General features: G+C 62.1%; 11 protein-coding genes. 6 read left to right on the forward strand and 5 right to left on the reverse strand.

The window, feature by feature from the left end:
• Positions 1-363: 363 nt before the first annotated feature.
• Positions 364-1,047, reverse strand: coding sequence for a glutathione S-transferase family protein (locus tag V7650_RS16615; RefSeq protein WP_335657333.1), 684 nt, complete (start codon positions 1,045-1,047; stop codon positions 364-366).
• Positions 1,048-1,123: 76 nt separating this feature from the next.
• Here V7650_RS16615 and V7650_RS16620 point away from each other — a divergent pair, with 76 nt between their 5' ends.
• Positions 1,124-2,509, forward strand: coding sequence for an alkaline phosphatase PhoX (locus V7650_RS16620; protein WP_335657334.1), 1,386 nt, complete (start codon positions 1,124-1,126; stop codon positions 2,507-2,509).
• 17 nt (positions 2,510-2,526) lie between these two features.
• Here V7650_RS16620 and V7650_RS16625 read toward each other — a convergent pair whose 3' ends face one another.
• Both V7650_RS16625 and V7650_RS16630 read right to left on the reverse strand, forming a co-directional pair.
• A complete protein-coding gene (locus V7650_RS16625) occupies positions 2,527-3,198 on the reverse strand; it encodes a TrmH family RNA methyltransferase (RefSeq protein ID WP_335657335.1) in 672 nt (223 codons plus the stop codon).
• Positions 3,195-4,361: an isovaleryl-CoA dehydrogenase gene (locus V7650_RS16630; protein WP_335657336.1), complete on the reverse strand. Its 1,167-nt coding sequence runs from the start codon at positions 4,359-4,361 to the stop codon at positions 3,195-3,197. The genes V7650_RS16625 and V7650_RS16630 overlap by 4 nt, the downstream gene beginning before the upstream one ends.
• Before the next feature lie 193 nt (positions 4,362-4,554).
• On the opposite strand from V7650_RS16630, the gene V7650_RS16635 reads away from it, so the two are divergent.
• The gene (locus V7650_RS16635) at positions 4,555-5,592 is read left to right on the forward strand and encodes a quinone-dependent dihydroorotate dehydrogenase (RefSeq protein ID WP_335657337.1); all 1,038 of its coding nucleotides are present in this window, start codon (positions 4,555-4,557) and stop codon (positions 5,590-5,592) included.
• Between the two features lie 13 nt (positions 5,593-5,605).
• Here the strand turns inward: V7650_RS16635 and V7650_RS16640 are convergent, their stop codons facing one another.
• A complete protein-coding gene (locus tag V7650_RS16640) occupies positions 5,606-7,486 on the reverse strand; it encodes a gamma-glutamyltransferase family protein (protein ID WP_335657338.1) in 1,881 nt (626 codons plus the stop codon).
• A 110-nt stretch (positions 7,487-7,596) separates the two neighbouring features.
• Here V7650_RS16640 and V7650_RS16645 point away from each other — a divergent pair, with 110 nt between their 5' ends.
• A complete protein-coding gene (locus V7650_RS16645; protein WP_335657370.1) occupies positions 7,597-9,354 on the forward strand; it encodes an AMP-dependent synthetase/ligase in 1,758 nt (585 codons plus the stop codon).
• Positions 9,355-10,146: 792 nt separating this feature from the next.
• On the opposite strand, the gene V7650_RS16650 is transcribed toward V7650_RS16645, so the two are convergent.
• Positions 10,147-11,238, reverse strand: a complete 1,092-nt coding sequence (locus V7650_RS16650; RefSeq protein WP_335657339.1) for a glycosyltransferase — start codon at positions 11,236-11,238, stop codon at positions 10,147-10,149.
• Between the two features lie 306 nt (positions 11,239-11,544).
• Between V7650_RS16650 and V7650_RS16655 the strand changes: the two genes are divergently transcribed.
• The 3 genes from V7650_RS16655 to V7650_RS16665 all read left to right on the forward strand — a co-directional run bounded on the left by V7650_RS16655 (position 11,545) and on the right by V7650_RS16665 (position 13,714).
• Positions 11,545-12,348, forward strand: a complete 804-nt coding sequence (locus tag V7650_RS16655) for a DNA helicase (protein WP_335657340.1) — start codon at positions 11,545-11,547, stop codon at positions 12,346-12,348.
• 318 nt (positions 12,349-12,666) lie between these two features.
• Positions 12,667-13,362, forward strand: coding sequence for an extensin-like domain-containing protein (locus V7650_RS16660; RefSeq protein ID WP_335657341.1), 696 nt, complete (start codon positions 12,667-12,669; stop codon positions 13,360-13,362).
• Between the two features lie 37 nt (positions 13,363-13,399).
• Positions 13,400-13,714, forward strand: coding sequence for an antibiotic biosynthesis monooxygenase family protein (locus V7650_RS16665; protein ID WP_335657342.1), 315 nt, complete (start codon positions 13,400-13,402; stop codon positions 13,712-13,714).
• Positions 13,715-13,764 lie beyond the last annotated feature (50 nt).

A 13,764-nucleotide genomic window follows, 5' to 3' on the forward strand; every position in this document is an offset into this window, starting at 1 on the left:
CCGGTTTCAGTCAAGTTTGGCGGCCCATGCTCCGGACTTGCGCCTGTGCTCCGCACCTGATGCGGAGCCCTGGAGGCATGAGGCACCTCCCGGGGCGCAGAGCTCCGCATCAAGTGCGGAGCACGACCGTTGTTCCCTGCCGAAGGGCAGGGCCCAGAATGATCCCGAGCAATCGTCTGGACTCCGGCCTGCGCCGGAGCGCATCAACGGCCCGCCCGTCCGTGCCCCTGCGCAGGCAGGGGCCCATCTCTACTGTGGGGACTGGAAGGCAGGCAACGTTAGCGTGCCAACGCCCGCCAAACGGCAAACCACCCATTCCGAACGCGGCACCGTCCCAAGATGGTCCCTGCCTGCGCGGGGGCACTAACCCGCCCGATGATCCGCCGTCACCGTCGCCGCTTCGGCCATCTCCGCTTCATGCCCCACCTCGCGATACGGCTCGGCCAGCGCCTCCCGCTCCCATTCCAGCATCGCCGGATGGGCGAGCACGCGCTCCACCCACGCCTGCCCCGCCTCGCCGAGATCGAGACCAAAGCTGCGCACCCGAAAGGCCACCGGCGCATAAAAGGCGTCCACAATGGTGAACCGCTCACCGGCCAGCCACGGTCCGCCAAAATGCTTGATCCCCTCGGCGAACAGCTCGCCGATCCGGTCGATATTGCGCTGCAGTGGCGCCTCGATTCGGTGCAGCGTCGCCCGCACCCCCACATTCATCGGGCAGATATTGCGCAGCGGCGCAAAACCGCCGTGCATTTCCGCCGCTGCGCAGCGCGCCCAAGCCCGCGCCTCGTCCTTCTCCGGCCAGCAGCCCGGATGCCGCTCCGCCAGATACTCGCAAATCGCCAGCGAATCCCAGATCATGCGATCGCCGTCCTTCAGGCAGGGCACCTGCCCGTTCGGCGCGAATTGCCGGAACCGCTCGTAATTATCCTCTTCGAAATAGACGATCTCGTCGTCAAAGCGGATATCGAGCGCCCGCATCAGCACCCACGGGCGCAGCGACCAGCTGGAGTAGTTGCGATTGGCGGTGATCAGGGTGTAGGTCATAATTCTGTTTTCTTTCGCCGCTAGGCGCTGGGATCATTATCACCGGACCACAGACCGACAACAGGAAATTCGAACCATGACCTTGTCCCGCAGAAATTTCATGCGCTCCGCCCAGGCCGTCGGCCTGTTTTACGCCTCATTCTCCCTTGCCGGATGCGCCCGGGCGCACAGCGCCAATCCGCGCTTTGCCCTGAACCCCGACCCCGCCGGGCGACTCGATCTGCCGGAGGGCTTTTCCTACACCCTGGTCAGCGAAACCGGCGGCACCATGTCCGACGGCTTTTTCCGCCCCGGCCGTCCCGACGGCATGGCCTGTTTCGCGCATCCGGAAGACCGCAACAAATGCATATTGATGCGCAATCACGAGAACTGGCTGGACACGCCGACCGGCAGCCCGTTCGGCAAGGGCAACGAACTGCTCGGCCGGGTCTCGGACAGCCAGCTCTATGATCGCAAGGCCGATGGCTCGCCCTTTTTCGGCGGCGTCACCCGGGTCGTCTATGACCTCAAGACCAAGCGCATGGTCAGCGATCATCTTGTCCTGACCGGCACCGCCGCCAATTGCGCCGGCGGCAAAACCCCCTGGGGCAGCTGGCTGACCTGCGAGGAGGAAGTGCTCGATGCCGGCAAGGAAGCCGGCAAATATCACGGCTTCGTGTTCGAAACACCCGCCGCAGCCACCGGCCTGATCGACGCCGTGCCGCTGAAGGCGATGGGCCGCTTTGCCCATGAGGCCGCCGCCGTCGATCCGGAGACCGGCATCGTCTACATGACCGAGGATGCCCGCAGCGGGCTGTTCTATCGCTTCATCCCCAAGGTGAAAGGCCGTCTGGCAGAAGGCGGCCAGTTGCAGGCGCTGGCGATCCGCGGCTGGAAATCGGCGGTCACCAACAACTGGCCGCAGGACTGGGGCGGCGGCGGGGCGGGACGCATCAAACCGGGCCAGCAGTTTGAAATCGACTGGATCGATCTCGATGACGTCGAATCACCCGATGGCGATCTCGCCGCGCGCGGCCATGCGGCGGGCGCCGCCTATTTCTGCCGCGGCGAAGGCATGGACTATGGCCTGCGCCCGGGCAGCACCGAGGGGGAAGTTTTCTTCACCTGCACCCAGGGCGGTACCAGCCAGACCGGCCAGGTCTGGCGCTACACGCCGGGCGAAACCGGGACGCTCACCCTGCTCTATGAATCCCCAAGCGCCGACACGCTCGACCTGTGCGACAATATGACGCTGGCACCCTGGGGCGACCTGATCCTGTGCGAGGACGGACGCGGCAGCAACTATCTGCGCGGCCTGACCCCCAACGGCAAAATCTACGATTTCGCCAGAAACGCCCACAAGGATGAAGCCGAATTCTGCGGCGCCTGCTTCTCGCCCGACGGCAAGACGCTGTTCGTCAACGTCCAGGAACCGGGCTTCACCTATGCGATCACCGGGCCGTGGGAGAGCTTACGGGTCTGATATTAGCGAGAATTCTCTCAGCTTTCTTCTTGGGCTAAAACCGTGGGAAGGGGGTTGGAACGCTTTCCCCGCTTGTCCCTTTTTCTGTATTTACTCTGATATTCTCGCCGTTGTGTGGTGATCTCGTAAAGGACGATGCCCGACGATGTGCCAAGGTTGAGACTTTCGATCATGCCGAACATCGGTATCGCCACGCACATGTCACTTCTCTGGACTGCCATGTCGCTTATACCGCGTTTTTCATTCCCAAACCAGACTGCAAGCTTAGCGTGTTCGGTGAACTCTCCTTCATGCAGATAGACATTGGTCATGCCCTTCACGTGAGGAGAGGTAACGATCGAGTGAAAGTTTTTCCGCTCCAAATGGTCGAGACAGTCTTCGGTGTTGTCAAACCGCTTCACAAAGCTCCATTTCACCGCCGAAACCGACGTTTTGGACAGTGATTTTTTCTCTCGCATATCCTGCCAATCATCAGGCAACGCCTTTCGAGGATCGACGATATAGACCTTCTCGACACCGAGCGCGTTGACATTCCGAATGACAGTGCCGATGTTCTTAATATCCGAAGGATCCTCAATCACGGCAATCAAGTTCTTGCAGACAAAGGGTTTGATTGCTTTGGCACGAGCCCGAACGGTGGGTTTGGAATGGTTTTTCTTTTCGGCCTTATCTTCTCCGGGTTCGCTCATCTATCCCCCCCGATCAGTTCCCGCCCGATCAGCATCCGGCGGATCTCGTTGGTTCCCGCGCCGATATCGAGCAGCTTGCTGTCCCGCCAGTAGCGCTCGACCGGCCAGTCGGTGGTGTAACCCGCGCCGCCCAGCGCCTGGATCGATTCCTCGGCCACCCGTACGCTGTTCTCGCTCGCCAGCATCACCGCGCCGGCCGCGTCGAAGCGCGTAGTCTGGCCGGCATCGCAGGCCTTGTTGACATTATAGACATAGCTGCGCGCGCTGTTCAGCCGGACATACATGTCGGCGATCTTGCCCTGCATCAGCTGGAAGGTCCCGATCGGCTTGCCGAATTGCTTGCGCTCGCGGACATAGGGGATGACCGTGTCGAGGCAGGCCTGCATAAGCCCCAGCGGGATCGCGGCGAGCACGGCGCGCTCGTAATCCAGCCCGCTCATCAGCACGCCGACGCCGCCGTTCAGCGGCCCCATGACATTTTCCTCCGGCACTTCGCAGTCATCGAACACCAGTTCCGCAGTCGGGCTGCCCTTCATGCCGACCTTCTCGATCTTCTGGCCGATCGAAAAGCCGTTCATGCCCCTTTCGATCAGGAAGGCGGTGATGCCGCCCGAACCCGCATCCGGGCGGGTCTTGGCATAGACCACCAGCGTGTCGGCATCGGTCGAATTGGTGATCCAGAATTTGGTGCCGTTGAGCACATAGCCGCCCTGCACCGCCTCGGCCTTCAGCTTCATCGACACCACGTCGGACCCGGCACCGGCCTCCGACATTGCCAGCGCCCCGACATGTTCGCCGGAGATCAGCTTCGGCAGATATTTGGCTTTCTGCTCGTCGGAAGCCCAGCGGCGGATCTGGTTGACGCACAGGTTGCTGTGCGCGCCATAGCTCAGCCCCAGCGCGGCGCTGCCGCGGCTGACTTCCTCGACCGCAATCGCATGCTCCAGATAGCCGAGACCCAGCCCGCCATCTTCCTCGTCGACGGTGATGCCGTGCAACCCGAGATCGCCCATCTGCGTCCACAATTCGCGCGGGAACCAGTCCTCCCGGTCCATCTTCTGGGCCAGCGGCATGATCTTCTCCTCGGCAAAGCGCCGGGTGGTGTCGCGTATCTGGTCGGCCATTTCGCCGAGCTGGAAATCAAATTGGGGCGTGGCAATCATGTTCGGTCCTTTGCGTATTTGGTGACCGTGTAGCAGATAATTTTGGCGTTTCCAGTCCTTGTGCCCCTGCGTAGGCAGGGGCCCATCTCCGGCCATCGCGTCACGAGCGCAGGTCGGGAGATGGATCCCCGCCTGCGCGGGGAAACAGGGGTTTTGCATTGCTCAGCATTCCATCCAGTGCCATAGCCCCGCCATGCTGTACAATCTCGCCAAACCCTTCATCTTCCAGTTCGAGGCGGAACGCGCCCACGGCCTGACCATCGCCGGCCTGAAGACCCTGCCGATGGGTCCGGCGCCCAAAAGTGATCCGGTCCTGGCGACCTGCGTCGCCGCACTCGCCTTTCCCAACCCGGTCGGCATGGCCCCCGGCTTCGACAAGAATGGCGAGGTGCCCGACGCGCTGATCCGCATGGGATTCGGCTTTGCTGAGGTCGGCACGCTGACGCCGCTACCGCAGGCAGGCAATCCGAAGCCGCGCATCTTCCGGCTGGTCGAGGACAAGGCGGTGATCAACCGGCTCGGCTTCAACAACCGCGGCCAGCAGGAGGCACTTCCCCGTCTCAAGCGCATGCGCAGCCGCATGGGCAAGGGCGTGCTCGGCATCAATATCGGTGCCAACAAGGACAGCGACGACCGGATCGCCGACTATGTCACCGGCGCGAAAAACATGGCGCCGCTGGCCGACTATCTGACGGTCAACATCAGCTCCCCCAACACGCCCGGCCTGCGCGCGCTGCAGGACAAGGGCGCGCTGGCGGAGCTGCTCGCGGCGGTGATCGATGCCATGGGCCAGTCGAAAACCCCTGTGTTTCTGAAAGTCGCCCCCGATCTCGAGCCTGCGGATATCGACGATATTGTCGAGGTCGCGATGGACCGGAAGATCGCCGCGCTGATCATCTCCAACACCACCATCACCCGGCCTGGCCTGCGATCCGGCAACCAATCCGAAACCGGCGGCCTCTCCGGCGCGCCGCTCAAGGATCTGGCGCTGCAAAGGCTGAAGGATTTCCGCAAGGCCAGCGGCGGCCAGATTCCGCTGATCGGGGTGGGCGGCATCGCCACCGCGGAAGATGCGCTCGAACGGATCCGCGCCGGCGCCTCGCTGGTCCAGCTCTATACGGCGATGATCTACGAAGGCCCGGCGATCGCCGCCACGCTCAACTGCCGGCTGGCAAAATTGCTCAAGGCCGAGGGCTTTTCCTCGATCGGCGAGGCCGTGGGGACCGCCTAGCGCCGTCGTCCGTCTAGTCGCCGGTCCCGACCAGAACTACGCCCTCGCGCCGCGGATCGAAACCGCCATCCACGCTGCCATCGCGGATCATCACCGCATGGACGCCGCTGTCCTCGCCCTGCCCCGGCTTGAGATCCATCCCGCGCGCAGCCAGACCGGCTACGACGCCGGGAGCGAACTCGTCCACTTCCCCGCCGATCGCCGCGCCCCGCGCCACCAGATTGGGTAGCGCCAGCGCCTCCTGCATCGACAGGTTCCAGTCGATTGCCCCGACCAGCGACTTGGCAACATAGGCCAATATGCTGTTGCCGCCCGCCGATCCGATCGCGCCGGCAAATTGTCCGTCGCTGTCGAGCAATATCGTCGGCGTCATCGACGAGCGCGGTCGCTTGCCCGGTGCCACTGCATTGGCGGCAGGATGGCCTTGGGCGTCGACCGGGCTGAACGAGAAATCGGTCAGCTGGTTGTTCAGAAAGAAACCGTCGACCATCCGACCGGTGCCGAAGATCGATTCGACCGTGGTGGTGATCGACACGACATTTCCCTGCCCGTCGCGGACGATGAAATGCGAGGTGCCAGCCGGCTCCATCGTGTGGTCGGCTCCCGCGGGTGCGGCGCCCGGCGGCGTGCCGGCCTCTGGCGGAGCAGCAGCTTTATCACCGATCAGCGCCGCCCGCTTAGCGACATAGGCGGGATCCAGAAATCCCTGCACCGGCACCGGGGCAAAGGCCGGATCGGCAACATACTGGTCGCGGTCGGCGTACATCAGCCGGCTCGCCTCGGCGAACAGGAACCAGGCCTGCGGGTCACCGGGGCCGCGTTCGGCGATATCGGTCTTCTCCAGCATCGCCAGCAGCTGCAGCATCGCCACGCCGCTCGACGGCGGCGGCGGCACACAGACCTTGTAGGCGCGATAGGGATTGCACAAAGCCTCGCGCTTGATCGGCTGGTAGCCGGCGAGATCGGCCATGGTCATCCAGCCCTCGAGCGGCGCCGAGCGGGTCCGGGCGACAATCTTCGCCGCCGTCGAACCGGTATAAAGCGCCTCCGGCCCACTGGCGGCCAGCCGCCGCAGGAAGTCGGCATATTGCGGATTTTTCAACCGGTCGCCGGTGCTCAGTCGCTTGCCATCGGAGCCGCCAAAATAAGCGGCCGCATCCGGGGTCTCCAGCTGTGGAAAGCCCATCGTCAGAAAGCGCCCGAGCCGCGGGCTGATCACGAAGCCCTCTTCCGCGGTCCGCTCCGCCGCCCCGAACAGGCTGCTCCAGTCGAGCGCGCCATGTTCCTCGTGCACCAGCGCCAGCATCGCCACCGCGCCCGGCACGCCGGTCGCCCGGCCGCTGACCACCGCGTCGCGATAGCCGAGCGGCTTGCCGTCGGGCCCAAGGAACATCGTCGGACTGGCCTGCGCCGGCGCGGTCTCCCGCCCGTCATAGATGGTCAGCTTGCCGGTCTTTCCGTCATAATAGTTCAGGAACGCTCCGCCGCCGACGCCCGAGCTCTGAGGCTCTACCAGCGACAGCATCGCCTGCACCGCAATCGCCGCGTCGATCGCGCTGCCGCCGCGCGCCAGCACCTCCTGCCCCGCCCTGGCCGCGAGCGGATTGGCGGCGATCACGAACGGCTCCACCGACTGTGCGACGGGAGTCTCCGGCGCGGCAACAGGGGCCGGTTCGGGCAGGCCCGCCTGGGTACAGGAAGCGGTGAGCAGCGCTGCCGCGGCAGCGATCAGAGGGAATATCTTCATATGGGACAAGGCTATAGACCAGGTCCCACGGCGATGTCCATTGGCAGTCCCGCCGCCACCGATCCGCCGCCCGATGCCCGCTCGCCCGTCCGCAATCGCACCAAAATATTTGCCCGCTCCACCGATCCGCGCTAGTCCCTCTGCCAATGATCCAAGCCCGGCGGAAATCCGGAGCATGAGAGAGGAAGCACCGCGTGGCCCCGAAAAAGGCAAGAAACCGTTATCTCGAAATCGACCAGTATCCCAATCTGGTTTCCATGTTCTTCGACCGCGCCCGCCAGGGCGGCGACAAGCCGTTCCTGCACGCCAAGATCGATGGCGCGTGGCAGCCGACCAGCTGGGCCGAGGCGGCGCGGCAGGTCGCGGCGCTGGCCAAGTCGCTCCAGCGCATCGGGTTGAAAAAGGGCGACCGGGTGATGCTGGTGTCGGAGAATCGCCCCGAATGGTGCATCGCCGATCTCGGCATCATGGCCGCCGGCTGCATCACCGTGCCGACCTACACCACCAACACCCCGGCCGATCACCAGCATATTCTCGACAACAGCGGCGCCCATGCGGTGATCGTCTCCGACAGCAAGCTGGCCAAGAATCTGCTGCCCTCGGTGATCGGCTCGTCCGATGCCAATATCATCATCGGCATCGCCGACCTGCGCATCGGCCAGTCGGGTGATTTCGACCTCTACCGCTGGGCCGACCTGGTGCAGGGCAGCGACGCCGATGTCGCGGAGGTGACCGAACAGGTCGCCACCATCTCCCGCGACGAGACCGCCTGCATCATCTACACCAGCGGCACCGGCGGCAAGCCGCGCGGCGTCATGCAGCACCACGGCGCGATCCTGCACAATACCAAGGGGCCAGCCGAGGTGATCGAGACCGATTTCGGCTGGGACGAGGAAGTCTTCCTCTCCTTCCTGCCCTTGAGCCACGCCTACGAGCATAGCGCCGGCCAGTTCTTCCCGATCGGCCTCGGCGCGCAGATCTATTATTCCGAAGGGCTGGAAAAGCTCGCCTCAAATATCGAGGAGGTCCGCCCGACCATCATGGTCGTCGTCCCGCGCCTGTTCGAGGTGCTGCGCGCGCGCCTGATCAAGACCGTAGAAAAACAGGGCAAGATGCCCAATTATCTGCTCGGCAAGGCGCTGGCGATCGGCGAGCGCGAGGCCGAGGGCAAGGCCCGCAAGCGCGACAAGCTGATGGACCTGTTCCTCGACCGCACCCTGCGCCCCAAGGTGCAGCAGCGCTTTGGCGGCCGGATCAAGGCGATGGTCTCCGGCGGCGCCCCGCTCAATCCGGAAATCGGCACCTTCTTCCAGTCGCTCGGCCTGACCCTGCTGCAGGGCTATGGCCAGACCGAATCCGGCCCGATCATCGCCTGCAACCGCCCGCGCAGCGGCCTCAAGATGGACACGGTCGGCCCGCCGATGATCGACACCGAAGTCAAGATCGCCGAGGACGGCGAGATCCTGGTCCGCGGCGAGCTGGTCATGCACGGCTACTGGCGCAACCAGGCAGAGACCGACAAGGTGCTCAGGGACGGCTGGCTGCACACCGGCGACATCGGCCATATCGACGAGGCCGGCCGGGTCGCGATCACCGACCGCAAGAAGGACCTGATCGTCAACGACAAGGGCGACAATGTCGCGCCGCAAAAGGTCGAGGGCATGCTGACGCTGCAGCCGGAGATCCTGCAGGCGATGATCACCGGCGACCGCAAGCCCTATATGGTCGGCCTGATCGTCCCCGACCCGGAATGGGCGCTGGAATGGTCGCGCGAACAGGACATGCCGTACGACTTCATCGAACTGCAGGCCAACCCCGCCTTCCGCGCCGCCGTCCGCGAAGCCATCGACCGGGTCAACGCCGGCCTGTCGGTGATCGAGAAAGTCCGCCGCTTCGAATTCGCCGACGAGCCCTTTGCGATCGAGAATGAGGAACTGACCCCGAGCATGAAGATCAGGCGGCATGTGATCCGGGAGCGGTATCTGGAGCGGATGGATGCGTTGTATAGGAAGTAGTTGGGTGGCGGTGACGAACGAAAAAGGGGTTTGTAGATTTGGTAAACCGACATTGGAGTGGGTGCTGACAAATGTTCAGAATCATTTCAGCTTACAGACTTTTGAAGTCGCTCAAATACCTTCAAAATAATGATGTCCCACACTCTCGTCAGTATCTAGATAAAGTGCTCGGCGTTCACGACAAACATTTTGATTTTATAGTGGCCTTCGACGCAATGGTTATGAACGCTGAAGGCCGATACGAGAATTCTTTGGACCGATTCAAGCAGGCTCGCATTTTTTGGGAAGAATATTCCGATCCAGATAGCCGATACATAGTGCTTTTTTGCCAATATTACGATTGCATGTATGTCGAAGGCGGAAATTGCGAGAGGTTTAAGAACCACGCCCTTTCATTGGACACTGGAAAACGTGTCAGGATGTTTTTGAGACTGTAGCCTTCATGGCCGCTAACTAAAACTCGATGACAGTTGCACCAATCCCCTCTCCCTCAAGGGAGAGGGTTGCGCAGACTTGGCAGCTTGCTGCCTAGTCGAAGCTGGGTGAGGGTGTACCGGACCTCAGTGGCACAGCAGCCCGCCACCCGAACACCCTCATCCAACTACATCTAGCCGCCTTCGCCAAGGCTACGGCGGCAAGATTTCGTATCCTTCTCCCTCACGGGAGAAGGTACAAAATCGCTTGGCATCTTCCGCTTTGCATTTTCGTACGATTACGGTGAAAGTGGACTGATTTGTTGTCGCGTGGGACAAGGTGCACTGATAATTCCTGAGATGGCCAGGCTCAAATATTTCACCCGACCAATGCGCGAAGAGTGGCAGCCAGATTTTCAGCATTTCTTTGCAGATTGTGTTTCACTTCGGCCACGTGGAGCGCCTGCCGCGACATCGCCTGGTACGCGTTCTCGTCGTCGAAGATTCGCTCGATTTCTTCAACCAGAGCCAATAGCGCTTCGTCGGCAGGCAGACGCGTATAGGGTGGTTCGTACAAGGACTCATGCAGGCAGATTTGAGGGCCTGCACCGCTCTGGACTTCGGGAGCGCCACCCTTGTTTGTTATCATCGCCGGAATTCCATTCATCAGCGCTTCGACGATAACGCGGCCACCACTTTCCCACCACAGGCTGGGCACAAGAAGAAGGCGCGCGCGCCCATAGATGGGGCGCATGTCAGCGGAAAGGGGGGTAACTATCACGTTGCCAAGCCCCCGTCGCTCTTCGCCGTGGGACCGAAAGGCATGGTCCTTGACTTCGTCCCAGCCTCCGCGTGACTGAACCACTTCAAAGATGATGTCCGGTCGGCGCTTCTCCATGAGGATCGCCAACCGCGCCACCAAGGCGCCGCCTTTGGCATATGACGGATTAACAAAGAGGACGTGCCGTCGATCATGCTCGGATGCCACAACCATTCTCCTGTCAATGAACTTGCCCACAGGCTTGACATTGATTCCGAGCCGTCCGGCATAAAGTTCGGCGGTGGCCTGTGTGTCGGTCATGATCAGGTCTATGTCCCGATGCCAACGCGCGGCGCGATAGTTACCATTGCCCAGATAAAAAGCGACCTTGGCTCCAGCATGACGGGCCTCGTCGGCTATCAGGAAGTCGAATGGCAGACCCCCGTAATAATAAACTATGTCGGGCTTGAAGGTCCTTATCGCCTCGCGATAGGACTGATACCAGGCGAATTCTTCTCTCGCCAGCAGCTCGCCGCGCTGGGTTGAACCGGTAACCAGCAGATCATGTGTGAGCGGGCCATCTTTGATTTGAACCCGCTTGCCCTGATGCTCACGGATCTTGTCCCAAGTTCCTCCGAATATTTCCGCGCCTTCCGCAACGTCAAAGACCGTTGCGCCGAGAATGCGGATGTCAAAGCCTTGCTGAGCCAAGGCTAACGGTTGTTCCCTCACAGACATCGAGGCGCCACTACTGCGGTCAAGCAGACAATAAAGATTTGCCCAAAGAATGCGTGGTCCCATGACATTGCCTATACAAAAAACCGTCCGCCTTACTAGTGGCTTCGCTTGCTCCGCACTTGCTCACATCGACTCGTGCGATGTGATCGCAATCCCCGTAATTCTGGGCTTGAAATAAAGCGCTGCGTCACCGTAATTCCGGGTGCACTCACACCACAATCCGTGCTAGAATGATGGAAAGGCATGGCCCGTGCCTCCTCCCACTGACAGGGAAGCATCATGCGGGGTATTCTCCTTTTTCGAACCCCTTGGTTCGAGCATACGCATAAGGTGGGAATTGCGAATATTGCTCCGAAGAGGAGGTTCTCAATGAAAATATCCACGCCAGTATTCAAGCTGAAACACCAGGCGAAACTGCTTGCCCGAAAATCGAAACTGCCGCTCCACAAGGCGTTGGACATCGTGGCGCAGACCGAGGGCTTCAGGGCCTGGAGCCATTTGATGGCGGCTGGTTCCGTCTCGCCGCCCTCCAGCAGCGTTTTTGGAAAGCTGGAACCGGGCGTTTTTGTCCTGGTCGCCGCACGGCCTGGTCAGGGCAAGACGCTGCTCGGACTCGGGTGCGCCGTCGAAGCCGTGAAGGCCGGCGGATCGGCCTTCCATTTCACGCTCGAAGACAGCGAGAACGTCGTCCATTCTCGCCTGCTGTCGGTGGGCTCCGACTGGAAAGAGGTGCGCGAGCGAATGACCGTCGATACATCCGACGGCATCTGTGCCGACTATATCATCGAACAGGCTGGTGGCATGGACTTCGGCACGGTGATCGTCATCGACTATCTGCAACTATTGGATCAGCGGCGAGTCCATTCCGATCTCGCAACCCAGTTGCAAGCCCTGCGCTCGTTCGCGCTTGCGACCGGGAGCATCATAGTTGCGCTTTCGCAGGTCGATCGTTCCTTTCCGGCGTCGGGGAGACCTTTCCCGGCACTCGCAGATGTCCGACTGCCCAATCCCGTGGATCTCACGCTCTTCACCAAAGCCTGCTTCCTGCAGAATGGCGAGGCCGCCCTGCACAGCTTGGCGTGAAACCGGTACTCCGCAGAATTCGATTGGCTGGCTGTGTTGGCCGAACCACCAACCGGCTGGCTAATTAACCACGAGAACAAGGCTTCCTGTCCTTCTGCCTCACGGGAGAAGGCCGCGCCATCGTTTCGCGCCTTAGCGGCTTCGCGCGACACTCAAAGGCGCGCTCCCGCATCAACAGTAGCGCTCACCGGGAACTTTTCCCCCGCGCACCCGTTAAATCACCGAGTCCCCAAACCGGAGAGACATCCTGAACCCCGCGTCCTTACCAGCAACCAGCAATCCCATCCCCAAACCGGCTGCCCCCGAACAGCACCCCTGATGCGCCTCATCCTCTTCGTCATCGCACTGGCCCTCCTCCTGCGCGGCTATGAATGGGTCTCGCACGACTACCGCATGCCCTGGACGCCCCTGTCGCTGGCCGCGCCGATCGGGCCGTTCACCACCCGGAAGATTGATGCGCTCGCCGACGATACCCCGCGCTGCCACCGTTTGCTCGAGGAAGCAGCGATCGACTATTCGCCGTTGCCGCCCGTCGAGGCCGGTGCCAATTGCGGCTATGACAACGGCGTCAGCCTCTCCCAGGACCAGCCCCGCGACATCGCCTACAACCCCGCCGCAAAGACCACATGCCCGATGGCGGTCAGCCTGGTGCTGTGGGAAAAGCAGATCGTCCGCGCTGCGGCGCTCCGCCATTTGGACACCACGGTCGAGGCGATCACCACCTTTGGCAGCTATAGCTGTCGCCGGATCGGCGGCGGGCAGACCGGCAATTTCAGCGAACATGCGACCGCCAATGCGATCGACATCGCCGCCTTCCGGCTGGCCGACGGGCGTACCGTCTCGGTCGCCGGTCATTGGAACGCGGATGACGAGCGGTCCCGCTTCCTGAAGGAGGTGCGCGACGGTGCCTGCACGCTGTTTGCGACGACCCTGTCGCCCGACTATAACAAGGCCCACGCCGACCATCTGCATCTCGACCAGGCGCCGCGCGGCGGCTACCAATATTGCCGCTAAAATCCGGCCAGCGTTCAGCCAAGGAGGAGAAGAAACCATGTTTGTTGCAGCCTATTGGTGGAAAGTGCACCCGGGCAAGGAGGAGCAGTTCCGCACCGCCTGGCGGCGCGGCACCGAGCTGATCCGGGAGAAATATGGCAGCCTCGGATCGCGGCTGCACCGCGACCGCGACGGCCGCTTCATCGGCGTCGCCGAATGGCCGGACAAGGCGACCTGGCAAAAGGCTTTTGATGCCAAGATGGTCTATGACGAGCCGGAAACCCGCGCCGCCTTTTCCGACGCGGTCGCCGACACCGCCGACGAGCCGCTGCTGCTGATGGAAGTCACCGACGACCTGCTGGATCGGGACTAGCCGCCGCTGCCGCACGCGCGCGGATAGATATTGACAAGAGGCGGCGGGTC

Source organism: Parasphingorhabdus sp. (assembly GCF_036964565.1).
Classification (GTDB): Bacteria; Pseudomonadota; Alphaproteobacteria; order Sphingomonadales; family Sphingomonadaceae; genus Parasphingorhabdus.